Annotated in this window: 19 protein-coding genes; 10 read left to right on the forward strand and 9 right to left on the reverse strand. The window is 69.7% G+C overall.

From position 1 onward, the window contains the following. Nucleotides 1-81 precede the first annotated feature (81 nt). Nucleotides 82-1,011 carry an SDR family NAD(P)-dependent oxidoreductase gene (locus ACIGAQ_RS28780; protein WP_399787779.1) on the forward strand — a complete coding sequence of 310 codons (930 nt, stop codon included), beginning with the start codon at nucleotides 82-84 and terminating at the stop codon, nucleotides 1,009-1,011. A 156-nt stretch (nucleotides 1,012-1,167) separates the two neighbouring features. Here ACIGAQ_RS28780 and ACIGAQ_RS28785 read toward each other — a convergent pair whose 3' ends face one another. Continuing rightward, nucleotides 1,168-1,710: a TetR/AcrR family transcriptional regulator gene (locus ACIGAQ_RS28785; protein WP_399787782.1), complete on the reverse strand. Its 543-nt coding sequence runs from the start codon at nucleotides 1,708-1,710 to the stop codon at nucleotides 1,168-1,170. A gap of 76 nt (nucleotides 1,711-1,786) precedes the next feature. Between ACIGAQ_RS28785 and ACIGAQ_RS28790 the strand changes: the two genes are divergently transcribed. From ACIGAQ_RS28790 to ACIGAQ_RS28800, 3 genes are read left to right on the forward strand one after another with little or no spacing between them, the layout of a single operon-like run. Further along, a complete protein-coding gene (locus ACIGAQ_RS28790) occupies nucleotides 1,787-2,836 on the forward strand; it encodes an aldo/keto reductase (RefSeq protein WP_399787785.1) in 1,050 nt (349 codons plus the stop codon). After that, nucleotides 2,833-3,549 (forward strand): DUF998 domain-containing protein, encoded by a 717-nt coding sequence (locus ACIGAQ_RS28795; RefSeq protein WP_362284631.1) that lies wholly within the window; start codon nucleotides 2,833-2,835, stop codon nucleotides 3,547-3,549. The genes ACIGAQ_RS28790 and ACIGAQ_RS28795 overlap by 4 nt, the downstream gene beginning before the upstream one ends. Nucleotides 3,550-3,559: 10 nt before the next feature. Next, complete coding sequence (locus tag ACIGAQ_RS28800) at nucleotides 3,560-4,582, forward strand: SDR family oxidoreductase (protein ID WP_399787788.1); 1,023 nt, start codon at nucleotides 3,560-3,562, stop codon at nucleotides 4,580-4,582. 237 nt (nucleotides 4,583-4,819) lie between these two features. Here ACIGAQ_RS28800 and ACIGAQ_RS28805 read toward each other — a convergent pair whose 3' ends face one another. Next, nucleotides 4,820-5,185, reverse strand: a complete 366-nt coding sequence (locus ACIGAQ_RS28805; protein ID WP_399787791.1) for a hypothetical protein — start codon at nucleotides 5,183-5,185, stop codon at nucleotides 4,820-4,822. 290 nt (nucleotides 5,186-5,475) lie between these two features. Here ACIGAQ_RS28805 and ACIGAQ_RS28810 point away from each other — a divergent pair, with 290 nt between their 5' ends. From ACIGAQ_RS28810 to ACIGAQ_RS28820, 3 genes are all read left to right on the forward strand, one after another. Beyond that, a complete protein-coding gene (locus tag ACIGAQ_RS28810) occupies nucleotides 5,476-7,254 on the forward strand; it encodes an FAD-dependent oxidoreductase (protein WP_399787794.1) in 1,779 nt (592 codons plus the stop codon). A 382-nt stretch (nucleotides 7,255-7,636) separates the two neighbouring features. Continuing rightward, nucleotides 7,637-8,233, forward strand: a complete 597-nt coding sequence (locus tag ACIGAQ_RS28815) for an RNA polymerase sigma factor (protein WP_399787797.1) — start codon at nucleotides 7,637-7,639, stop codon at nucleotides 8,231-8,233. Beyond that, complete coding sequence (locus ACIGAQ_RS28820) at nucleotides 8,230-9,252, forward strand: CU044_5270 family protein (protein ID WP_399787800.1); 1,023 nt, start codon at nucleotides 8,230-8,232, stop codon at nucleotides 9,250-9,252. The genes ACIGAQ_RS28815 and ACIGAQ_RS28820 overlap by 4 nt, the downstream gene beginning before the upstream one ends. A 180-nt stretch (nucleotides 9,253-9,432) precedes the next feature. On the opposite strand, the gene ACIGAQ_RS28825 is transcribed toward ACIGAQ_RS28820, so the two are convergent. Next, nucleotides 9,433-9,669, reverse strand: coding sequence for a hypothetical protein (locus tag ACIGAQ_RS28825; RefSeq protein ID WP_399787803.1), 237 nt, complete (start codon nucleotides 9,667-9,669; stop codon nucleotides 9,433-9,435). A 235-nt stretch (nucleotides 9,670-9,904) separates the two neighbouring features. Further along, nucleotides 9,905-11,134: an NlpC/P60 family protein gene (locus ACIGAQ_RS28830; RefSeq protein ID WP_362284615.1), complete on the reverse strand. Its 1,230-nt coding sequence runs from the start codon at nucleotides 11,132-11,134 to the stop codon at nucleotides 9,905-9,907. Between the two features lie 226 nt (nucleotides 11,135-11,360). Between ACIGAQ_RS28830 and ACIGAQ_RS28835 the strand changes: the two genes are divergently transcribed. From ACIGAQ_RS28835 to ACIGAQ_RS28845, 3 genes are all read left to right on the forward strand, one after another. Then, on the forward strand, nucleotides 11,361-11,735 hold the full coding sequence (locus ACIGAQ_RS28835; protein WP_362284613.1) for a hypothetical protein: 375 nt from the start codon (nucleotides 11,361-11,363) through the stop codon (nucleotides 11,733-11,735). Between the two features lie 200 nt (nucleotides 11,736-11,935). After that, nucleotides 11,936-12,520, forward strand: coding sequence for a DinB family protein (locus tag ACIGAQ_RS28840; protein WP_399787806.1), 585 nt, complete (start codon nucleotides 11,936-11,938; stop codon nucleotides 12,518-12,520). 449 nt (nucleotides 12,521-12,969) lie between these two features. Further along, on the forward strand, nucleotides 12,970-13,710 hold the full coding sequence (locus tag ACIGAQ_RS28845; protein WP_399787809.1) for a class I SAM-dependent DNA methyltransferase: 741 nt from the start codon (nucleotides 12,970-12,972) through the stop codon (nucleotides 13,708-13,710). 46 nt (nucleotides 13,711-13,756) lie between these two features. On the opposite strand, the gene ACIGAQ_RS28850 is transcribed toward ACIGAQ_RS28845, so the two are convergent. From ACIGAQ_RS28850 to ACIGAQ_RS28870, 5 genes are all read right to left on the reverse strand, one after another. Next, entirely contained in the window at nucleotides 13,757-14,659 is a 903-nt protein-coding gene (locus tag ACIGAQ_RS28850; protein WP_399787812.1) for an alpha/beta fold hydrolase, read from the reverse strand. 365 nt (nucleotides 14,660-15,024) lie between these two features. Beyond that, a complete protein-coding gene (locus tag ACIGAQ_RS28855) occupies nucleotides 15,025-16,068 on the reverse strand; it encodes a TetR/AcrR family transcriptional regulator (protein ID WP_399787815.1) in 1,044 nt (347 codons plus the stop codon). 190 nt (nucleotides 16,069-16,258) lie between these two features. Then, on the reverse strand, nucleotides 16,259-18,121 hold the full coding sequence (locus ACIGAQ_RS28860; protein WP_399787818.1) for a nuclear transport factor 2 family protein: 1,863 nt from the start codon (nucleotides 18,119-18,121) through the stop codon (nucleotides 16,259-16,261). A gap of 153 nt (nucleotides 18,122-18,274) precedes the next feature. Then, nucleotides 18,275-20,185, reverse strand: a complete 1,911-nt coding sequence (locus ACIGAQ_RS28865) for a BTAD domain-containing putative transcriptional regulator (RefSeq protein ID WP_399788448.1) — start codon at nucleotides 20,183-20,185, stop codon at nucleotides 18,275-18,277. Between the two features lie 393 nt (nucleotides 20,186-20,578). Then, nucleotides 20,579-21,511 (reverse strand): NAD-dependent epimerase/dehydratase family protein, encoded by a 933-nt coding sequence (locus tag ACIGAQ_RS28870; RefSeq protein WP_399787821.1) that lies wholly within the window; start codon nucleotides 21,509-21,511, stop codon nucleotides 20,579-20,581. Nucleotides 21,512-21,555: the final 44 nt, after the last annotated feature.

Here is a 21,555-nt window from a genome sequence, read left to right on the forward strand (position 1 = left end):
TCACGCCGGCCTGCAGACACGGCCGGTCGAAGGCATGGCCCGCTCCGACCACACAGAACATCCACATCGAGGAGTTCACCCATGAGCCTCATCACCACCCCCTTCGGTTTCTCCAGCACGACGGACGAGGTGACGCAGGGCGTCGATCTCACCGGCCGTCGTGCGGTGGTCACCGGTGCCTCGTCGGGGCTCGGCGCCGAGACGGCCCGGGCCCTGGCGGCCGCAGGGGCGGAAGTCACTCTCGCCGTGCGGGACGTCGCCTCCGGCGAACGCGCGGCCAAGGACATCGCCGCCTCCACCGGACGTGACGAGGTGCACGTGGCGCACCTGGACCTGACCGAACCCGCCGCCGTCAGTGCCTTCACCGCCGCCTGGCGCGGCCCACTGCACGTCCTGGTGAACAACGCGGGCGTCATGGCCTGCCCCGAGCGGTACACCGTGCAGGGCTGGGAGTGGCAGTTCGCCACCAACCACCTGGGGCACTTCGCTCTCGCCACCGGCCTGCACCGGGCGCTGGCCGCCGCCGGCGACGCGCGTGTCGTCGCGGTGAGCTCCTCCGGTCACCAGCGCTCCCCGATCGTGTGGGACGACGTGAACTTCGCCTTCCGCCCTTACGATCCGTGGCTCGCCTACGGCCAGTCCAAGACCGCTAACGTCCTCTTCGCGGTCGAAGCGACCCGCCGCTGGGCCGCGGACGGCATCACCGTCAACGCGTGCATGCCCGGAGCCATCCACACGAACCTGCAGCGCCACACCTCCGGCCGCGGCAGCGGGCTCGTGCCCGACCATCTGATCAAGACGGTCGAGCAGGGAGCGGCGACCTCCGTCCTGCTCGCCGCCTCACCGCTCCTCGACGGCGTGGGCGGCCGCTACTTCGTCGACTGCAACGAGAGCGACGTCGTCGACCGCCGCACCGGCACCCTGCACGGCGTCGCCCGCTACGCCGTCGACCCGGACAACGCCGGGCGCCTGTGGGCGCTGTCGCGGGAACTCCTCGCGCAGGCTCACTGAGCACCTCTGCCGGCCACGACCGCCGCCCACCGTCAGCACGCGGTGGCCACCCAACCTCCGGCCGGTCGTCACCCGGTCTCCGGCCGGTCGCCACCCCGGTTTCGGGCCAGTCTTCTACTGATCTCCGGCCGGTCCTCATCGATCTCCGACCGGGCCTCAGCGCTGCGGCTGTGCGCGCAGCCCGTCGAGGATGAGCGCGAGCATGCGGGGAGCGCGGTCCTCGGGGACGGCGGCGGCACGCCACAGCGCGCCGGTGAGCTGGAGAAAGTCACCGGGCTCGGCGTCCGCGCGGATGCTTCCGTCCTTCTTGCCGGCGTCGAGGAGCTCGGTGATGGCCGTGATGACCGGGCCGTAGCTCTGTTCGCTCATCGCCTGGTGCGCGCTGGGGCTGAGGGCCTCGCCCAGGCCGTGCTTCCTGCGCATGGCCTCGACCAGATCGAGCGTCCAGGTGCGCAGCGCCTCCAGCGGCGGCAGCTCACCGAGCAGGTCGGGCACGGTGCCGGTAATGCGGGTGACCTCGTCCTGGTAGACGGCCAGGACCAGCGCCTCGCGGGTGGGGAAGTTGCGGTACAGCGTGCCCGGGCCGACGCCGGCGCGCCGGGCGATCTGGTTCATCGACGTGGCGCCGTCCTCGCCCAGCGCCTCGCGGGCGGCAGCGAGGATGCGCGCCCTGTTCTCACGGGCGTCGGATCGGACCACGAGATCTCCCCTTGCTAAGTGGAGAGCTCTCCACTACGTTATTCGGAGAGCTCTCCACTTACTTTAGAGGGGCACCATGCGCTACATCAAGCTCGGCACCACCGGCCTGGACGTGTCACCGATCGCCATCGGCGCCATGACCTACGGCGAACCCGACCGCGGACACCCCGTGTGGTCGAAGGGCGAGGAGGAGGCCCGCCCGCTCATCAAGCACGCCCTCGAGGTGGGCATCAACTTCTTCGACACGGCGAACCTGTACTCCTACGGCTCCAGCGAGGAGATTCTCGGCCGGGCGTTGAAGGACTACGCCGACCGCGACGCCGTGGTCATCGCCACGAAACTGCGCCACCCGATGCGGCCGGGCCCGAACGGCCGCGGACTGTCACGCAAGGCGATCATGACCGAGGTCGACCACTCCCTGCGCCGCCTCGGCACGGACTACATCGACCTCTACCAGATCCACCGCAACGACCACTCCACCCCCTGGGAGGAGACCCTTCAGGCCCTCAGCGACGTGGTGCAGGCCGGCAAGGTCCGCTACCTCGGCGCCTCCTCCATGCACGCCTGGGAGTTCGCCAAGGCGCTGCACCTGCAGAAGCGGCACGGCTGGGCGCGGTTCGTGTCGATGCAGAACCACTACAACCTCCTCGCCCGCGAAGAGGAACGGGAGATGATCCCGCTGTGCCTGGACGAAGGCGTCGGCACCCTCATCTGGTCCCCTCTGGCCCGCGGCCGCCTGGCTCGGGCCTGGGGCGACGCCCGCTCCACCCAGCGCTCCGAAACCGACGCGGCCTACGCCGACCTGCTCTACTCGCCCGCGCAGGAAGCCTCCAACAAGGCGATCATCGACGCGGTCGGCCAGGTGGCGGACGCGCACGGCGTGAGCCGCGCCCAGATCGCGCTGGCCTGGCTGCGCCGGCAGCCGGTCGTGACCGCGCCGCTGGTCGGCGCCGGCTCCATCCGCCAGATCGACGAGGCCGTGGCCTCCCTCGACATCGACCTCACCGACGACGAGGTACGCACCCTGGAAGCCCCTTACACCCCGCGCCACGACTGGCAGGGCGTCTCCGACGAGGCGGAGCTGGAGGCCATCCGCCGGCGCGTCCCCGGAATGGCCCTGTCATGAGCTCGATCGTCCGCTCCGGCCCGGCCGCCCGCGCCGGAGGCCTCCTCATCCTGCTCGGTCCGCTGGTGTCCTGGCTGGCGGAGTTCGTCACCGCTGCCGCATGGCAGGACCCGCCGTACTCGCCCTTCCACAACTGGGTCAGCCACCTCGGCCTGACCGGCCCGCCCCAGACCGCGTTCGGGCAAGTCGCCAACTCACCCCTCGGCGCCGTCATGAACACCGGCTGGGTGGCCTACGGCGTCCTCCTGGCCGTCGGCTCTTTCCTCGTGTTCGACCTGCGCAAGGGCCTCCGCCCGACCGTCATCGTGATCCTCGCCGTCCTGGCAGGCGCCGGAGTCAGCCTCGTCGGCATCTTCCAGGGCTCCAACGCCAACGTCGACAACGGCCTGATCGCCCTGCACACCCTCGGTGCGCAGACCGTCATGGTCGCCGGCAACCTCATGGCCATCGCCGCCGGAGCCAACGGCGCCCGCATCGGCCTCAGCCGCCGCCGCTCCACCGCGAGCATCGCCCTGGGCACCGCCGGCTTGATCGCCTTCCCCCTCTTCATGGCGGACGCCCTGACCGGCTGGATGTGGAACATCGGCCTGCTCGAACGCGCCGTCATCTACCCGATCATGATCAGCCACGCCCTCCTCGCCAGCAGCATCGCCGCCCGGCGCCTGCCCGCGACGCCCCCACCCACTCCGCTCCCCAACCATGCCGCAAGCTGAGGAGACACACATGACACCGGTCCTGGTCACCGGAGGAACCGGCTTCATCGGAAGCTGGTGCATCCTCGCCCTGCTCGACGCCGGCCACACCGTCCGCGCCACCGTCCGCGACCTGCGACGCGAACCGGACCTGCGCTCCTGGCTGCACCAGGCCGCCACCTTCGACGACGACCGTCTCACCGTCGTCCGCGCCGACCTCCAGCACCCCGACGGCTGGGACGCCGCAGTCGCCGGCTGCGACCACGTCCTCCACGTCGCCTCACCCACCCTGCGCCACACCCCGGCAACCGACGACGAACTCATCGCCCCGGCCCGAGAGGGCGTCCTGCGCGTCCTGCGCGCAGCCCGCGACGCCGGCGTCCGCCGCACCGTCCTGACCAGCTCCTTCGGCGCCATCGGCATCGGACACCCGCCCCGCATCACCCCGTTCACGGAGGCGGACTGGACCAACACCGACGCCGACATCCCGCCCTACCAACGCTCCAAGACCCTCGCCGAACGCGCCGCCTGGCGGTTCATCACCGAGGAAGGGGCAGGCATGGAACTGGCCGCCGTGCACCCCACGGGCGTCTTCGGCCCCCTCCTCGGCCCCGACGACCCGCCCTCCCTGCGCCTGATACGCAGAATGCTCGAAGGGAAAATGCCCGCCAGCCCACCCTTCGCCATGGGCTACGTCGACGTCCGCGACGTCGCCGACCTCCATCTGCGCGCCATGACGGACCCCGCGGCCGCCGGCGAACGCTTCCTCGCCGTCGCCGGCCCCAGCCTGCGCGTGGCCGACATCGCCCGCATCCTGCGCGACCGCCTGGGCGAACGTGCCGCGAAGGCCCCCACCCGCGAACTGCCCGTCTGGCTCACCCGCGCCCTGGCCACCGTGAACCCCGAACTACGCCTGCTCAAGCACCAACTGGGCCGCGACCTCGACGCCACCAGCGCCAAGGCGGAAACCGTCCTCGGCTGGAAAGCACGCCCGATCGACGACACCATCGCGGACACGGCAGAAAGCCTCCTGGCCCACGGCATCGGCACCTGACGAAGGCCGAAAGCCCACCCCCTAGCAGCGGCCTCCCACGCTCAAGGCAGAAGCGTTCTCCTGGGAATCGGAAAGTCGGTCACGACCACCACGTCGGTCGGGCCTTTCCCGCCATGACCGAAACACCTGGAAGGGAACCTTTCGCCGGGATCCCACAAGGTCCCCTTCGGCGAGGACGGTAACGTCCCCCCTCGAATCGCGTCCTGGGTGTGAGCTGGCACCACCCTCGGAACGGGGTCACATGTAGATCGTGGACAAATAGATCCCGTCCACTCCGGTGATCCCCTTGATCCCGTCCGGGCCTGCCGAGGGGTCGACGTCGAACTCGATGTCGTCGTGGCCCCAGCCGGCCATGGCCACCGTCGAGTACTTGACGCCGGAGGTGGTCTGCCAGCCGATCTCCCACATCACCAGGGTGGCGCCGAACGCGGTGCAGTGGACGTCGCCGTAGGCCCGGGCGGAGCCGTCCTCGTTCACGCACACGGTGATCGTTCCGTAGCCGTCGCTCACCTCCTGGGTCTCGGTGACGCAGCCGGGCGCCGCCGAGACGGTGGTGCCCGGCGCGGTGGCCGCCGAGGCCGCGGGTGCGGCGGCGACGGACACGCCACCCAGGAGAACTGCGGAAAGCAAGGCGCAGGCAAGCTTGTTCACGGAGTTCCTTTCACTGACGTGACAGGGGAGCCGCAAACCTAGCCGCGGCCGTTATCGGCGCAGTATCCGAGCCGGATTACAGGCCCTTGGCGGGCAAAGCTTGTCGGCCAACCGTCCGCCCTTGGTCGGCTCGGTTTCCGGCCAACGACGGAATGGGTCCGCACGTACCTTCCGGGTCGCACGGGTTGTTCGTATGCTCCTGCGGCGGACGCGATGGTTACCTGCGGTAAGAGGGGGAGTGGATGGTCGGCTCAGGTTCCTCACGACGGACGTTCATGGCCGGGACCGCTGCCGTCGGTGGCACTGCCGCGCTGGGCACCGCCCACTCGGCACAGGCGGCGGCACACGCCCCCCTGGCGCGCGTTCCGGAGTCGGTCGCCGTGCTCGGCGGCGGAGTGGCCGGCTTGACCGCCGCACACGAACTCGCCGAGCGCGGCTTCCGCGTCACCGTCTACGAGCGCCGGGCGCTCGGCGGCAAGGCCCGCAGCATGGGGGTGCCGGGCAGCGCGCGCGGCGGTCGCCGGGAGTTACCCGCCGAGCACGGCTTCCGCTTCATCCCGGGCATCTACCACAACCTGCCCGACACGATGCGGCGCATCCCGTTCCCGGGCAATGCCCACGGTGTGTGGGACAACCTCGTCGCCCCTTCCGAGATGTCCTTCGCCCGCACCGGCCGGGAGGACGTACGCCTTCCTCTTCCCTGGCCCGGCCACCAGCCGCCCGACCTCACACTCGACGACGTCCGCCGCGCGCTGACCGCCGTCATGGAGACCGCGCGCGGCATACCGCCGCACGAGACGGCGTACTTCGTCAACCGCGTCCTGGTCTTCCTCACCAGCTGCGACGAGCGACGCAACGAGGTCTGGGAGAACACACCCTGGTGGGACTACATCAGAGCCGGGCGAATGAGCCAGGACTACCGGCGCATCCTCGCGGTCGGCGTCACCCGCAACATCGTCGCCACCAAGGCGGAGGAGGCCAGCACGCGCACGGTCGCCCGTCTGCTGGAGGCGTTCGTCTTCAACGGGCTGGGACGAGGCGCGGACGGCCCGCTCGACCGCATCCTCAACGCACCCACGAACGAGGCGTGGATCGACCCGTGGGTTGCCCATCTGACCTCACTCGGTGTCGTGTTCGAGGTCGGCAGGACCGTCCGGGAGGTGCTGTACGACGGAGGCAGAGTCACCGGAGCGCTGATCACGGACCCGGCCGGCCGGACGCGGACCGTCACCGCCGACCACTACGTCTGCGCGATGCCCGTGGAGCACGCCCGCCGTACCTGGGGTCCGGCCCTGCGTGCCGCCGACCCCCAACTCGCGCGCTGCGACAAGCTGGCCACGGACTGGATGACCGGCATCCAGTTCTACCTCACCCAGTCTGCACCCCTCCTCGACGGGCACCTCAACTGCGTCGACTCGCCCTGGGCCCTGACGGCCATCCAGCAGGCCCGACACTGGCCGGAACGGAACTTCCCCGCCGACTACGGCGACGGCGCCGTCGCCGACTGTCTCTCCGTCGACATCTCCGAATGGGACAAGCCCGGCATCCTGTACGGCAAGACGGCCAAGCAGTGCACCCGGGCCGAGGTCGCCAAGGAGGTCTGGGCACAGCTGAAGGCGGCGCTGAACGACACGGGCAAGGTGGTGCTGAAGGACAGCACCCTGCACTCGTGGTTCCTCGACCCCGGCGTCGACGGCATCGGCACCCCGCACCCGGTCAACGAGGACGAACTGCTCATCCACCCCGTGGGCACCTTCCACAACCGCCCCACGGCGGCGACGAAGATCCCGAACTTCTACCTCGCCGGTGACTACGTCTCCGTCGACATCGACCTGGCGACCATGGAAGGCGCCAACGCCTCCGCACGCGCGGCGGTCAACGCGCTGCTGGACAGCACGGGTTCGGGCGCACCGCGCTGCACGATCACTCCGCTGTACCGGGCGCCGGAGTTCGAGGCCCTCAAACGCCACGACCGAACCCGCTACCGCTGGGGCCTGCCCAACGCACTGGACCTGGGCTAGCAGGCTCCTGTACGGCAACATCCCCAGGTGGCCGTCGTGCCTGCCCTGGGCACCCGCCGCTGACCGCTCCACTCCGTCGCCGCCAAGCACCGGATGGCTCCAGCGCGATGAGGTGCAGCAGGCACGGCGCTGCCCAGCAGACCCGGCGCGAGGTCTCGGTTGCGTGCGAAACGGCCCTTGACCACCCGCGCCGAAGCAGCACGGCAGTGTGTCCATGAGGCCCCGGGACGGGTCGGGGAGCCGGCTGCGCCGCGGCGGGCCGCGTAGGTTCACGGCGTCCTTGAGCCGACGCCGTGAACCCGTTCGTCGTCAGGTGGCGAGTACGGGGTGTGAACACCCGCCATCCTGACACTCACCGACCCCACCGACGGACGGACTGTCCATGACCGACCAGGCCGGCGGCGACGCCGAGCTCATCGCGGCCTCTTTGGAGGAGCCCGAGCGTTTCGCAGCGCTCTTCGACCGTCACGCCCCGGCGATCCACCAGTACGTCACCCGGCGGCTGGGCCGGGATGCGGCCGACGACGTCACCGCGGAAACGTTCCTGACGGCCTTTCGGATACGGTCCCGGTTCGATGCGGCCCGGGCCGGGGTGCGGCCCTGGTTGTACGGCATCGCCGCCAAGGAGATCGGCCGGCACCGCCGGCAGGAGATCAAGGCACTCAAACTGCTCGCCCGCACCGGCCACGACCCCGTTGCCGAGAGCTGGACCGACTCCGCCGACGATCGTCTCGCCGCCGAAGCCGCCGCCCGCCCCCTCGCAGGAGCGCTGGCCCGGCTCTCCGCGGGCGACCGGCACGTCCTGCTGCTGTTCGCCTGGGCCGACCTCAGCTACCAGGAGATCGCCGAAGCCCTCGACATTCCTGTCGGCACCGTCCGCTCCCGCCTCAACCGCGCCCGCCGCAAACTGCGCACCGCGACCAGCGCGGCCGGCACCCCTCTCGTCGACGCTCGCATACACGAAGGTGACCCCGCATGAACGAGCTCTCCGAACTCCGCGGCCTGCGCGCCGACACGCCCCCTTCCGGCGCCGACCGGCTCGTCTCGCCGCGCGCCCGCCTCACCGCGGCGATCCACCGGGACACCTCCCGAGGACGCGCCGGACTTCCCCAGCGCCGGATGATGCTGGTCGGCGCCGCCACGGCAGGGGCCCTGGCCGTGACCGCGGGGATCATCACGGCCCTGCCCGGAGACGTTACCGGCGCCTCCGCGCCGAAGGGCCCCCAGGTGCTGTCGGCAGGAGCTGCCGCCGACACGCTCGAACTGGCCGCCGCCACCGTCGAGAAGCACGACGGGACCGAACCCGGCCCGAAGCAGTGGGTGTACGAGAAGGAGACCGTCTTCGGCCAGGGCGGGCGGCAGCAGATCAGCGACAAGGGGATCGTCTCCAGCCAGGACAAGTCGCGCACCAGCGAGGAGTGGACCCGCTGGGACGGCACCGGGCACGCCAATCTGCCCGGCATCCCCCCGGCCGGTGACGTCTCGGACTTCGACCCGGACGAGCTCCAGGTCTGGTATGGCCCCAACCAGGAGGAGAAATGGAAGAAGGAGGGCTACGACGACCGCTCCCAGCGGCAGTTCTACCGCTTCCTCGACACCCTGCCGAGCGACCCCGACCGCATGATGAAGCGCATCCGCGAGGAGCATGCCATCGGAGACATCAAGGGGGAGACGCGCGCACAGCGCGACTGGCGGGAGATCAACGTGCTGTACCGGTCGGTGCTGATCCCGCCGAAGGTCCAGGCGGGCCTGTTCCGGGCGCTCGCGAAGATCCCCGGTGCCCGGGTGACGACCGGTGTGAAGGACCCGCTCGGCCGTGCGGCGATCAGCGTGAGCGTGAACTATCCCGAGAAGATCCCGTCCGGCTGGCAGGGCAAGCAGGAGATCTTCTTCGACCCGGAGAGCTACGCCTACCTCGGAGACAGCAAGGACGACGGGCTCATCGTCAGCGCCCGCGACGCCTGGGGCGTCGTGGACAAGCCCGGCGCCCGCCCCTGAGCACTCGCGAGTGGCGCCCGGTGCGGTCTCCGGTGCGGTGCCCGATTTCATGCCTCGGGCGCCCCGGACCCCGCATCGGGCATAGGGGCGGCCGCAGCCGCAGCCCGTCGCTGCCTGCCTGCCTGCCGCCGTCGGAGCGGTTGGCTTGCTCACGGGCGAGTTCACGAGGCTGAGGGAGGGTCATGCCGTGTCCGGGGCGGTGCCGGTGGCACCGACGGAGCGCAGTGAGCTCCCGAGGTCTCCTGTGAGCATCCGGGGGTGCCTCCGCCACCACCAGAGGTCGGGGCCGGGCAGCCCGTGGAACTGGTCGAGTGCTTGGCCGTCGTCGTCGACGGTCACGGCCTTGTACCGGTCGTCCAGAGCTTTGATCCGCGGGGTCCAGAGCTGGACGACGTGTTCGTCCAACAGGAGCCACATCGCTCACCCATCCTTCGTGCACCTGGCGGACGCCCTGATCGACAAGCAGACACCGTGCTGCCTCCCCGTGACCCGACCCGTGCAAGAGCGCCCGACCCTGTCAGGTGGGTCGGGCGCTCGATCAGGGCCCGCATCGGATTACGTCCTGCCTGCCCATGCTTCGCACGGCGGGACGGCCTGGCGCGCGATTACCGGCCCAACGGTGGGGCGCCGCCACCGCGTCGGGTACCTGAGGTCAGAACCAGCCCGTGCACTCGATGCTGCCGCCGCGGCCGTTCGTGCCGCAGGCGCGCATCACGAGGCCGGCGTCGTTCCATTGGGTGGTGTGCGCGTCATTGCCCGAGGTGACGGTGGTGTAGCCCAGCATCGAGTCCCAGGTGTTCCCTCCGTCGGCACTGCGGTCCACCCAGATCTCGTCGCCGACCGTGCCTCCGATGATGCGGCCCCATGCGCACTGGGTGGTGCTGTTGTAGCGGAGTTCCACGGTACGGCCGAAGACGGTGGTCGACTTGGCCGTCCAGGCACCCGCGGAGTCGGGCTGAGTACCGTCGCCACAGGACGTGTTGTTCTCCGCACCGGCCAGGGTCCCGCCGATCGGTGGGAAGTCACCGCAGGACGGTACGTCCTTGAGCAACGCCGGCCCTTGGACGAAGAGATTGCTGATCCAACTGTGATAGTCGGGCAGGTATGACCAGACGTTGTTCACCATGCCGTCGACCGTGGCCCGTTCGCCGACCCGCTGGCACAGCACCCGCACCTGTACGGAGATGCCGTTGCCGTTGGTGAAGTTGATCGCGCTGCTGGTGTTCGAGTCCTGCCGCAGATTGGGCTGGCCCCAGGTCTTGTGGTACGAACCGCGGCCGTCCCAGGTCCAGACCATCGGCACAGCGTCGGCATGCGGACGGAACGCACCCTGGTAGCGGTCCCAGCGAGCGCTGATCGTGTTGACCTGAATCTTCGCGCCGGACTCCGGTGCCTCGACCATCATCCCGTTGCCGAGGTAGAGCGCGACGTGCGTCGGCCCGAAGCCGTCACGGCCGAAGTACATGATGTCGCCGGGCAACAGCACGGCCGACCCTTGCGACTTCAGCAGCTTCGTGTGCGCGTACCCCGGCGCCGCGAAGGTCGCCTGCGTCGTGCGCTCCGTGATGATGTCCCGGCCGGTCGCCTTGTACCAGGCCCAGCGCACCAGGCCGATGCAGTCGAAACTCCAGTACGTCGGGTCCGCGGCGGTCTCCGGGTAGATGGGGTCGTACATTCCCTGGCTGGGACCGGGCATCCCCTGCGCGTGACCGCCACCCCAGGCGTACTGCTGCCCGACGTAACGGCACGCGACCTGCACGGCCGCCTGGGCCGCCTGGCTCGCACCGGACTGCAACGGCGCGCATCCCGTCGCGGCGGTCGCGGGAGCGGCCGAGGCGACCGGCAGGCCGAGACTCACCACCGTCACAAGCGCGGCCAGCAACAGCCGAACCCGGCGCCCCCATCGCCGCTCACCCCGTCCCGCTCCACCCGATCTCCAAGATCTGTGCACTCTGTCCACGGCACTCCCCCTGGTCTCGACGGTCTCCCGCGAACGTACGCACTCGCGCCGCCGAAGGGGCCCTGACATCTGTCAGGACCTGCCGCGTCCACCCGCTCCGTAAGGTCCCCGATCATCACCCCATCCCACAGCGGAGGAATCACCTTCCATGCGCACCAAGCTGAGGCGCGCCGCCGCGCTGGCCTTCGCCGGCATGACGGCAGTCATCGTCGCGACGGGCACCGCACAGGCCAAGTCCGCCGACACCTGGGCAGGCTGCCCGTACGGCGCGGTCTGCATCTACCCCCAGAACCAGAACCCGGCCGTGTCGCCGAGCCACATCTACTGGACCTATGGCGCCCACAACCTCAGCAACCAGGTGGGCAACCACTGGGTACTGAACAACCAGTACGACGGCGCGGTGGTGGAGCTGTGCCTCAGTTACAACGCGAACGACTGCACGTCGTCGATCCCGGCCGGACACGGCGAGTATCGCGATCTGACGCCCATCAACTCGTTCCACCTGAGGCCGCACTACAACTAAGGAGCGGACATGGCCTTACGCAGCGACGGGAACCAAGTGCGCGGCCTACTTCCTTAGTTGACGGGGGGGAGGGGGGGAACCGCGTCATTTCGCCGGACCGACGGCCCCGACCGTGCCCGGATGCTGCCCAGCCGGCGTACGGGCACGAGCTTCGCCATGCGGTTCATGCGGAGGCAATTCCCATGGCAGGCTCATGCCGCATGATCGATGAATTCGCGAAGGACACCCTGCATGGGAGACTGCGGCGGGACCGCAAGGCGCTGCTGTGGAAGCTCGACGGCCTGTCCGAATACGACGCCCGGCGACCCTTGACAGTGACCGGAACCAACCTCCTCGGCCTGGTCAAACACGTGGCCAGCGTTGAGGCCAGATATCTGGGCGAGGTCTTCGACCGGCCGTCCCCGGAACCGCTGCCCCGGTGGCAGGACCACGACGGCAGCGATCTGTGGGCGGCCGAGGACGAGGCGCGCGATCAGATCATCGGGTTCTGCCGGCGCACGTGGGAACACTCCGACGCGACGATCGACGAGCTTGCCCTCGATGCCCCGGGCCACGTGCCGTGGTGGCCGGAGCCCTATTCCAGCACGAACCTGTTCGCCGTCCTGGTCCACGTACTCGGCGAGACCAACCGGCACGCCGGGCACGCCGACATCCTGCGCGAAGGCGTGGACGGCCGAACCGGGATGCGCCCCGAGCACGAGATGCAGATCGATGAGGACGCCCGCACCGCCTACTGGGCGAAGATCGAGCGGGCCGCCAGATCGGCCGCATCAGCCGAGGCGTAGAAGGCTGTCTGCCATGCGTGATGCTTGATGGTCGAGTGGTGTGGTGCCAGCCGCGTGTGCTGATCTGTCGAAGCGTCTGGTATTCGATGAACTCTGGGAGCTGATCCCCTCCGTTACGAACTCGGCGCGGACAGGGCGTACTTATCCGCCGGACACACCATCTGGTCGCACGAGGGCGGGCTCGTCGCGCACATCGCTCGGCCAGGCGTCGAGTCGGGGGAACGCCTCCGCCAGCACCGCTGGAAGACAGAGCGGTGATCGCATGGCTTTTCGGCTCCCGCCGTCTGGCCATCCGGTACGAACGAGCGCGCTCGCACTTGCTCGCCTTCCTCGGCTTGGCCGCTGCCCTGACCTGCTACAGCGCAACCCCGACATCAGAGCCTGCCCGGAAGAGCCGCTTACGTAAATGCGTCGACAATGCCCCGGGATATCCGGCAAAGTGGCCGTCCGTGACGAGCAGTGAGCTGTGGACCCGTGCGACCGCCGACCGCTACGACGCCGAGGAAACCGAGATGTCCTCGGCTGACGTTCTCGGACCGACTCTCGCCTTCCTCGCCGAGCTCGCCGGAGACGGCAGGGCGCTGGAGTTCGCCATCGGAACCGGACGCGTGGGAGTTCCGCTCCGGGAGCACGGCGTGCCGGTGGTGGGCATCGAACTGTCCGAGCACATGGCAGCGGTGCTGCGGCGCAAGATCGACGAGGACACGCTCCCGGTGGTGATCGGAGACATGGCCACCACCGCCGTTCCCGGTGAGTTCTCCCTGGTCTACCTCGTCTACAACACCATCACGAACCTGCTGACTCAGGACGAGCAGGTCGAGTGCTTCCGTAACGCCGCACGGCATCTGGAGCCCGGAGGCCGATTCGTCATCGAACTGGGTGTGCCGCCGCTGCGGCTCCTGCCGCCCGGCCAGGTCGCGGTGCCGTTCGACGTCTCCGAGCAGCATCTCGGCTTCGACACCTTCGACCTGGTCGAGCAGATCCTCGTCTCGCACCACTTCACCCGCGACGGCGACGACGGCCACTACCGCCGCGACAACTCCCGGCACCGGTACGCTTGGCCGGCAGAACTCGACCTGATGGCGCGGATCGCCGGGTTGGAGCTGGAACGTCGAGTCGCCGACTGGGACGGGTCCCCCTTCACGCAGGACTCGACTAAGCACATCTCCGTGTGGCGCAAGCCAGTCTGAAGCCGCCGATCAGTGCTGATGTGGGCGTGACATCCGACGGCACCTCCTAGGCCTGCACTCGATCCAGCCAGGCGTCACAGGCAGCCGCGAACAGGGCAGGTTGCTCGATCCAGGGCATGTGGCCAGCACCGGCGAGAATCTCCAGCTGCGAGGTGGGCAGAACCGCGTGGGCGCGCTCCCCCTGGGACACCGGGTCGCACTGGAAGTCGTCGTCACCGTAGATGAGCAGAGTGGGAGCGGTGATCCGGGGGAGTTCCGGGAGCAGGTTCCTGCTCTGGAACCCCGACGCCTGGGTGTACGCGAGGACCTGGTCGTCGAACTCCATCGCCGCGAAGGCGTCGGCAGCGAGCTTCGGGTCGTGGAAGTAGAACGCTCCGGTCGCGTCGAGAACCTGCTCGATCGTCGGCTGCGTGCCTGCGCCCGTGCCGCTCATCAATGCCATCGCGTTGTCGATGTAGGCCGGGTGCTCCAGGTAGAACGGCTGTGTCCGCCGCTCGTTGATCCGTCGCATCATCTCGCCCATGCGGACGTCGTCGGCGGCGATGATCGCGTCGATCGCGATGATGCCGAGGAGTCGGTCACTGTGGGCGATGCCGTAGGCGAGGACCTGGTGACCGCCTCCCGAGTGACCTGCGAGAAACACACGATCCTGCGCGAGGTGGATGCGGAGCGCGTCGATGTCGGCGACGAAGTGCTCCAAGGTGTACTGGCCCGGATCCTCCGGCCCGGAGGATCTACCGCTGTGCCGGGTGTCGAAATAGACGACCGTGCACCGTTCCTCCAGTCCCGGCATCGGGATGTAAGAGGCAACCGCGGGGCCCCATCCGGGAGACGGGAAGAGGAGCACAGGGCCGGCGCCGCGCACGGTGTAGTGCAGGGTGAAACCGTTGATCTCGGCCGTGTGCTCGCCCTGGTTCAGGTGGGGGTTGGAGCCACCTACGAAAGTCATTGCTTGCTCGTTTCTCTCGATGTTCTTTGCGTGACGACGCCTGCCGTCAACAGCCGATGACCGTGGGCGGATCGACGCATTCGCGGTGGCCAAGACAGCGGATGCGGGGCGCTCGGGGGCGGGCTGGCCCCGGCATGAGCAGACGAGCCATGTGCCGGCCGAGTGCGAGGACGAATACCGGCGAGCGGCAGCGCTGTCTGCGGCGAGGTGGATCCTCGTGGTCAGTCCGCCGCGGGGCCGCCCGAGGGCATAGCGGTCCGGTGCGCCGGCAGAGGCCTCTTCTCGCGGACCAGGGCGGCGTGCAAGGTACGTCCGCGCGCCGGGAGGAGGGGGCAGTCGACATGGGACCGAGCACGGTCCGCGGGTCACGTCGTGTGGGGCCGCGCATCCTGGGTGAGCCGGGCGACCAGTTCGAGCCAGCCGCTCTCCAGCCGTTGGAGGGGTACGTTGCACTGGTCGCTCAGGTGCCAGAGGAGGGCGGGCTCCAGGTAACCCAGCAGCGCGTGGCTGAGCAGTTCTGCGTCTGCTTCCGGTGCAGCCAGGCTGAGCAGGATGCTGACCCGCTCATGGTAGGTGCGGCGGGGTGCGCGCCGGTGGCGCTGGCGGGGGGAGGGCTCGGCAGCCAGCTGCAGCTCCATCTCCTCGGCGTAGCGTCGTATCGCGGTCACCCCGAAGGCGTGTAGTTGCTCGATGGCCTTGGCGCGGCTGACGGCCTGATCCAGGCCGTTGAGGTGAGCGGCCTGGAACGCATCCTCGGAGCGCTGCAGCAGGGCTTGCAGCAGACCTGTGCGGTCGCCGAAGCGGCGAAAGACGGTGCCCTTGCCTACACCTGCCGCGGTGGCCACCGCTTCCATGGTGAGGTGCTGCAGTCCACGCTCCCGCAAGATATGTGCCGCGGCGTTGAGCAGACGGGCGTGATTGCGTGCCGCGTCCACGCGCATGCGTCTGCCGTCCTCGGTGGGACGCGGAGACCGGGGCGGGGTCACTTCACTCCGATCGCCGTCTGCCCGGCTCGGACAGGGGCGGGCTCGCGGCGGGGGAGCGGTTCGTGCGTGCGGTTCCGTCTGTGTGATCGTCTCGACGAGGTCCAGGCCGAGACCGGCCGTGTGCAGCGCGGTCGCGTCGGGCTTCTCGATCAGCGGCAGCAGGTCGGCCAGCAGGGTGATGAAGCGTCCGCCGTTCTCGTGGACGGCCGCCATCGAGCCCTCCCACAGCGCGGCCCGGATAGCGGCCGCACTCAGCGACCCGGTCCCGGCGGCCGAGTGCGCGAGAAGCTCGGCCAGGCGATGTTCGAGGGCGGTCGGCTGCCAGGCGCCGTGCCGGAAGTCCCGTATGAGGGCCTTGAGCTGTTCCTGGACGCTGTCGAGATGTGGGTGCTGAGGACGGTCAGGCTCATGGGTGGTGGACACGTAGAACGCTCACAAACGGGTGGTGGAGTGCGGGGGTTGGGGCTAAGGGGGTAGCCGGCCGTCAACGGTGGCTTCCTGAGTCAGGGCCGTGGAGCCGCGTCCGCGGCGGTGATGCCGGAGCCGACGGGTCCCGGGGGTGGCGTCCTGCGGTGGAAGGGCGCCACCCCAGGGGGACCGTCTGACCCTGCGATCAGTCGCCGGGAAGCAGGACGGTTTCGTCGCCCTCGAACCAGGCGTTGTCGATCGTCAGCCGGCTGATGCGCCATGTGCTGCCGTCGCGCGTCAGGTCCGCGTCGTAGCGGTTCATCATCAGCGCGTGGCGGGTCCGGTCCGGCTTGGGGCCTTCGTGAGGCAGGTAGTGCTGAGCCATCGCGTAGCAGTTCACGTGGGCGGTGTCGCCGTCCACGGAGGCGCGGATGTTGCTGATCACGTGGCTGGTGTCGAGCGGGCCGACCGCCGGGATGAGCGCTCCGACGATGGTGTCGCGCGGCTTGAGCACGGGGAAGTCGAGACCGATCTTGCTCGTGGCCGGTGTCAGATCGACCATGGCGTCCTCGGTCAGTGACGAGGCGAGCAGATCGGCGTCGCCGTGGTCGAGTCCGGCTGTGTAGCGGTGCAGGGCATCGGCGATCGCGGCGTGGTCCAGCAAGAGCTGCAGTTTGTCGTCGGGCATCGGGCGCTCCTCGGGGGGAATGTTGTGGTTCAGGCGGAAGAGGTTGTGCGGGTCGAAGCGCCTCTTGATGCTGCGGAGCCTGCGGTAGTCGCCCTCCTCGTAGGCCGCGCTCACATCGGAGACTGCGATGTCCTGGGCGGCCATGAAGTTCAGATAGCGTCCGCCGGTGGACCAGGGACGCATCCGCTGCAGGAGTCCGTCGGCGTAGGCGTTCATCGGGGCGAAGGCATCGGGTGCCCCGACTCCCACGGCCCAGAGTGCGAACTGGGCGTCCCGGTGTCCGACGGCGTTGTCGGCGGGGCGGGCCAGGGCACCACCGAGGTGACGCAACTCGACGAAGTGCAGCGGGCAGTCGGCGGTCGGGCCCGCGGCGGCCAGGAGCTCCTCGACGGCCTCGGCGGACAGGGAGCGCAGCATCGCGGTGCGTTCCATGAACGGTGCCGGGTCGGTCGGATCGTTGTGGATCTGGGCGAAGGATGCGTACGGCATGGGGCCGAGAGTGTCCACGAGGACGGGTGCGGCCGCCCGCAGCGGCGCGACCAGCCGGGCTGCCTCCGCGGCCGGGCCGAGGCAGGAGATGCGGACGTGCACGGCGAACCGGCCGGCGAGGAAATCGGGCACGCCGGGCAGTGCCGGCAGGCGCAGCAGGGCGATCGACGAGCTCAGCTCATCCGGGGCCTCGGACGTGACCTGGGCATAGGCGTGCAGGACAGCCGCTGCGTCGTCACCGTCGAAGAACAGTCCGCCCGCCCACAGCTCGTCCACCGGGAAGAGGGCGAACTCCATGGCGGTGACGACACCGAAGTTGCTCTTTCCTCCGCGCAGCGCCCAGAACAGGTCGGGGTCCGACGTGGCGTCGACCAGGCGAAGCTCGCCGTCGGCCGTCACGACCTCCAGGGAGGTGACGTGGTCAGCTGCCCATCCGTGGGCGCGGCCCATGGTGGGGCTCAGGCCCCCGCCGAGCGTGTAGCCGATGACCCCGACGAGGGGCGAGGAGCCGTTGAGCGGGGCAAGCCCGAACGGAGTCGCCGCGTCCATCACCTGCTGCCAGCGGGCTCCCGCGGTCACACGGGCGGTGCGGGAGGTGGGGTCGATGCTCACCTGCGCCATGCGGTGAGTGGTGATGAGGACCGCGTCGTCGGCCGGGAGCGTCGCCTGGTGGCCGGTGGCCATCACAGCGACCGGCAGACGCCGCTGTGCGGCGAAGCGAACGGCGACTTGCACGTCGGCATCGGTCGCGGCTCCGACGACGACATGAGGGAGGTGGGACACGGCAAGGTTGAAGGGCGCGCACTCCGCGGCGAACCCTTCGTCCTCCGGCCCGAGTACGGGCCCGGTGATCTGCGCTGCCAGGGCGGCGCGCGTTGGTGAATCGAGCATGCGTGCATTGCATCGAACGCGTGTCGACGTGGCGTCGATGGTGCGTCGACGGGCCGATTCGCGCTCGGGCCGCAGGTCGTCATCCGCACGTTCTCGCTGCGCGTGCTGGCGGTGGCTCGTGCGCGTGTGTCACCTCGCGGGCCGCTGCGGGGGTCAGGGCAGCGAGAGCGACACCATGTCCACGAGGGTGTCCGGGAGATCGGTGATCTGATCCAGTACCGCGCGAAGGTCCTCTTCACCGACCGTGTGCGTGTCGGTCAGGCAGTGGCGCAGCAGCCGGTGCAGCGCTTGCTGGCAGTGCTCGTGTCCCAGCCCGTTGAGGGCCTGGCGCCGTGCGAACGCCTTGACGAGCCCGAGGAAGTGGTAGGCGCCGTCCTCGCCGATCTCCACCACGTGAGCGTCGACCAGGGCTTCCATGACGGCCGTGGCTTCGTTGACCGGCAGATCCAGCACTGCCGCAGCCATGGCGGCATCCAGCCGGCTGCAGGCGGGAACGGCGGCGAGGTGGAACGCGTCGCGGTGGGAGGCGTCCATGCGTGCCTGAGCCTCACGGAACGGCCGATCGACGATCTTGCAGTCCTCGTGCATGACGACCGGCTGGCGCAGATCGTCCTCGAGCTGGGCATAGATCTGGTCGATCGTCCACGACGGCCGGGCATCCAACCGGGCGGCCGCGACATGTACCGAGAGCGGCTGACAGGAGCAGGCCTGCACCAAGCGCATGGCCGCTTCCTGCTCCGCGAACACCCGCCGGGCCCCGGAGATGGCAGCGAGCAGCTGCAACGCGTCCTCGGGCTGCAGAACGCCGAGACGCAGCCAGGGGATGCCAGGCAGGTCGACGATGCGACGCGGACTGGTCATGATGACGGCACAACCCGGGGAGGCCGGCAGCAGGGGACGTACCTGCTCACTGGTGGAGGCCGCGTCCAGCACGATCAGCATGCGGCGTCCGGACACTGTCGTACGCCACAGCGCGGCACGTTCGTCCAGCGACGCCGGCAGCCGGGACACCCCGACCGCTCGCAAGAACTGGCCGAGCACCTCCAGCGGGCTCACCGGAGCCTTGAAGCCGCCGAGGTCGACGAAGAGTTGCCCATCAGGGAACTGATGACGTTGGGTGTGTGCGAGACGTACGGCGAGCGCGGTCTTGCCCATCCCGCCCAAGCCGGTGATGCCGACGACCGGAGCGTGGGCCGCATCGCGCAGTGCCAGGGACAGTTCCTCGATCTCTCTGCGGCGCCCGGTGAACACTGCCAGGTCCGCCGGGAGCTGGGCCGGAACCGGCGCCGGCGCGAGGGCGGAGGACAGCCCGCGGCCTGCGGGAGCGGGCGAATCCTCACTCTCGCTGAGAATACGGCTGTGGAGAGATCGAAGTGCCGGCCCGGGGTCCACACCCAGCTCTTCGCGCAGAAGCCGCCGTGCGTGCTGGTAGGCGGCCAGAGCCTCCGCCCGCCGTCCGGCACGGAACAACGACAGCATGAGCTGTTCGTGCAGGCGCTCCCGCAGCGGGTGCTCCATCACGGCCGCCCGGATCTCGGACGTCAGATCGGACTGCCCTCCGACCTCCAGCTCAAGATCGAACACTTCCTCCAGGGCAGCCAGCCTCAACTCCTCCAGCCGATCACGCTCAAGATCGAAGAAGGGGCCCCGGACACCCGACAGGGCCCGTCCCTGCCATGTGCCCAGGGCCTGGCGCAGGAGGTCGGCAGCACGCGCCGCGGCGCCGTCGCGGCGCGCTCTGTGAGCCTGGGCGGTCAGCTCCCGGAACCTTCTCAGGTCCAAGGTCCCGTCACGAACCGTCAGACGGTAGCCACTGCCGGTCGACTCGATGACCGCCATGTCGCCGAGGATCGGGCGCAGGCGATAGACGTACGTGCGAACGGTGCCCCGAGCACCTCTGGGCCCGTGCTCGCCCCACAAGGCCTCCACTATGGCCTCGGTCTCGACCGGGCGTCCTTCGTGCAAGAGCAGCAGCGCGAGCAGACCACGCTGTTGTGGAGATCCCAGATCGATCTCCTCGTCCCGTCGCCATGCACGGACAGGACCGAGAATCGCAAGACGCATCACGCGACCGATTATGAACCGGTGCCGACTTGGGTCCCACATCACCGGCCTGGGTTCCCGGCGGCCGGCCCTGCACATGGTCCTGCCAGCCCGGCCCGGACCGCCCCGGCGGGCGGGCCGTCGCCCGGACCGCCCCGGCGGGCCCGCCGCCGTCCGTGCCGCGCGCGGCGGTCGCTGAGCGGACCCACCCAGGGCCGACCTTGACCATGGCCACGGCAGATGTCATCGCCTGGTCCGCGATACCCCGGTGAGCCGTCGATCGCCTGCCGCGGCACCGAGCACGAATCGGCCCGGGCACCCCGCGCCAGGCAACCCACGCACGTACACCCACCCGCACCGGCTCCACCGTCCGGGAGGGCCGACACCAGGGTCAGATTGCACCCCAGGGGGCCGTCACGCGGCGTCGGAGGCGAGCGCTTCCTTCACGGCGGCGAGACCGGCGGCGTGCGGGACGATGGGCCGGTATCCCAGCTCGGCGACGGCTTTGTCGGTGCGCAGCGTGCACGGCTGTCCGACGAACCACCGGGCGGGTACGGGCACCACCTTGGCAGCGGTGTCGGCGTCCATGTCGGGGATGGGCGCGTCGACGCCGTAGAGCGAGAAAACCGTCTCCAGGAAATCCCGCAGGACGACCCGGTGCTGGTCGGTGACGAAGTACGCCTGCCCAGGCCGTCCGTGCCGCCATCCGAGTATCAGACCCTCGACGGCATTGTCCACGTACGTCACATCGGTGGTGTGACGGCCGCCGTCGATCCAGGCGAACTGCCCGGCCTTGGCCGCAGCGGCCAGGCCTTCGGTCAGGCTGCTGTCGGGGCCCCAGACGAACCGCGGCCGTATGGAGACGGTGGTGAAGCCCGGGGCGCCGGCGTCCAGCACGATCTGCTCGGAGACGGCCTTGGCCGCGCAGTAGGCGGCTTCGGAGTCCGGCCGCAGCGGTGCGGTCTCGTCCACGTCCAGCAGCGGGTCGCCGGCCAGGAGCGCGGACTCGCTGCCGCAGTGGACGAAGGTGGCGACCCCCGCGGTACGGGCTGCTTGCACAGCCGCGCGGGTGCCACCGACCGTCACCTGCTCGTGGCGCTCGCGGTCGGCGGTGATGTCTGTCTCGGCGGCGAGGTGGAACAGCACGTCGCTGCCCGCCACCGCGTCCTGCCAGCCGGCCGGCTCCGTCAACCGGCCCTGCACCGGCTGCGCGCCGAGGGCCGCGACCTTGTCGGCCGACGCTTCGCTGCGCACCAGTGCGCGGACCGTATGGCCTTCTTCGACAAGCCGGCGGATGAGGGCCTGTCCGATGAAACCGGAGCCACCCGTGACGAATGCCTGTGACATGGGAGCCTTCTCTCTCGTGTAGGACGCTTCCCGCTCGCTGGGGG

Origin of the sequence: Streptomyces sp. NPDC085932, from assembly GCF_044540525.1 — a bacterium.
In the GTDB taxonomy this organism is placed as follows: Bacteria; Actinomycetota; Actinomycetes; order Streptomycetales; family Streptomycetaceae; genus Streptomyces; species Streptomyces levis.